This is a genomic window from Novacetimonas hansenii JCM 7643 (genome assembly GCF_000964405.1).
Lineage (GTDB): Bacteria > Pseudomonadota > Alphaproteobacteria > Acetobacterales > Acetobacteraceae > Novacetimonas > Novacetimonas hansenii.
Genome location: NZ_BANE01000039.1, coordinates 1 through 2,496, shown reverse-complemented (window position 1 = coordinate 2,496; position 2,496 = coordinate 1). Strand labels below are relative to the sequence as shown.

The window sequence follows — 2,496 nt, the reverse complement described above, 5'->3', positions numbered from 1 at the left end:
GCCCATCAAGCAGCGTCACGCCCCCCGTCCCGGCAATGGTGCCCGCGAAGCTCCCCGCAGCATCGGTCAGGGTCAGCGTTTCACCACCCAGCGCAACGGCGCCACCGCTATTGCCCGACAGGGAGGCAATCGACGCCCCATCCGTGGTACCGGAAATATCAAATGTACCGCCGCTGAGCGTAACCCCGCTTGAGGCCGCAATGCTGCCATCACCCGTCAGCGCCAGCGTACCTGCATTGATCGACGTTGCCCCGGTATAGGTCTCAGCTTGCGCCACACTCAGCGTGCCAGTTCCATCCTTGAACAGCATGCCGGTGCCAGAAACCAGATTGGTTAGCGTTCCATTCGTTGACTGGTCGATATCCAGGGTGCCGTTATCCACGATCGCACCGCTGCCGAAACTTGCTGTCGTACCCGTCAGCGTGCCAGCCTCGATCGTGGTCCCCCCCGTATAGGTATTGACGCCCGTCAGGGTTTCATGTCCCCCCGCCAGGGTCAGGCTGCCGCCGACTGTATCTGTCTGTGTGCCGAGCTGCTGATTGGCGATGCTATCATTGGTAATCGTGCCGGAAAAAGTATCCGATGCATCCGTCAGCAGCAGGTTCTGGCTGCCCAGTGACACAACGCCATTCCCAGCCAACGATGTAATCGCGGTGGAAGATGCGGCGATCGTCCACTGCGTATCACTATTGCTATCGCTGTTTGTATCCGATGTGTTGGATGCCACCGTACTGTTAAGCGAGATATCAAAAATACCATTATCCACCACACGGCTGGATGATGCTATGCTGGCCTGTGAGGATGAGCCGTCCGTCTCTCCGAGTGTACTTGCAGAGGCAAGCAATAAAGCAGTTCCACTACCGATGGTCGTCGCACCGGTATAAGTGTTCTCCCCACCAAAGATGGTGATGACAGTCGACCCTGACGTGCCGGGATTCGTGAGGGTTATCCCGCCCCCGACACCACCGCTGATCCCACCATCCACAATCGGGCCGACAACCCCGTTCACAATATTGCCACTGACACCACCGGCGAGAAGCAGTTCCGGTGTCTCCACTCCCTTTGCCCCTGCCCCGATTGTCAGGGTATTGCCGCCAAGTGCGATTGTTGCATTTGCATCATTTATGGCAGTGACGGATGCACCGTCGGATGTGCCTGAAATATCAAGAACACCGCCGGTATACATTGAGAGCAGGCTGGAAGACGCAATACTTCCATCACCCGCCAGTGCCAGCGTTCCTGATGAAATCTGTGTCGATCCGGTATAGGTATTGACCCCGGTAAGTGTCTCGGTCCCGCCCGTCAGATTCAGACTGCCACTGGTGCCGCCTGCTACACCACCATCGGCAATAACCCCGCCAAACGTGCCACTGGCATTGGTTAACACCAGCGTCTCTTCGCCCAATGCAACATTACCATTACCCGACAGGGATGTGACCGAATTCGCCTCCATGGAGGACCCTGAAATATCGAGCGTTCCGTTATCAACAACTCCGCCTGACGTTGCGATCGAACCTGCCCCCGAAAGTTCCAATGTCCCGGAACTGATCGTCGTGACCCCGGTATAGGTATTGCTACCTTCCAGCACCAGTGCCCCTGCCCCATCCATCGTAAGTCCGCCCGTGCCACTGACAGGCGCAGTCACGTTCAGGGTTGTGCCTGCATCGGGGCTAATTTCGCCCCCCCCTGTGCCAAGCGTGATGCTACGGGCAGTCGTGACGTTCGCTGTTGTCTCCAGGTTCCCGTTATCCGTCAGGCTTAGGCCGCCAGCCGTATTGCCCAACGCGGAATCAGATGAGATCGACAGGCTTCCGCCATCAATCGTGGTCCCCCCCGCATATGAATTGACACCACTGAGGACCACATGCGCCCCGTCGGCCACCGTGACGGCACCCGCACCGGAAATCACACCAGAAACATCGAGCGCATCGCCCGTCCCCTTGGTAAAGGACAGCGCGGACGACGCATCATCCATTACAATGGCGTTATTCAGCGTGCCCGCCCCCCCTGACGCGATGGCGAGGCCAGAGGACGCAGCAATTTCAATATTGCCTGAAAGGGTACTACCATTTTCCAGTAACAGTGCGTTGCCGGCACCACTGGCAAGGATCGCATCGGCTTGCGTTGTGCCATCACCAGCCATCCCGCCGGTAATGGACCCCGAATTATCCACTGTATCGCCACCAACCATGACAAGGCCGACACCACCAGCACCGACACTTCCGCCTGTGCCACCCGCACCACCGGTAATCGATCCCGCATTGGCAAGGGTCAGCCCCTGCCCCATAAAGGCCACGCCGACACCACCGGCGCCACCGCCACCATTCGTGTTGGCCGCACCACTGACGGCCTGCCCCGCGCCACCGGTGCCACCTGCACCACCTGTGATGCTCGCACTGTTGGTACTGGTCGTGGCCGTGGCATTCCCACTGGCAAGGAGGTCGAGGCCATCGCCGCCGCCGCCGCCACCACCGCCGCCGCCCTCACTGGAGACAC

1 protein-coding gene is annotated in these 2,496 nt (G+C 59.3%); it reads right to left on the bottom strand.

Features of this window, described 5'->3' with window-relative positions:
• The coding region (locus B7G66_RS02620) for a beta strand repeat-containing protein (protein ID WP_048858834.1) at nt 1–2,496 on the bottom strand (2,496 nt) is incomplete at both ends.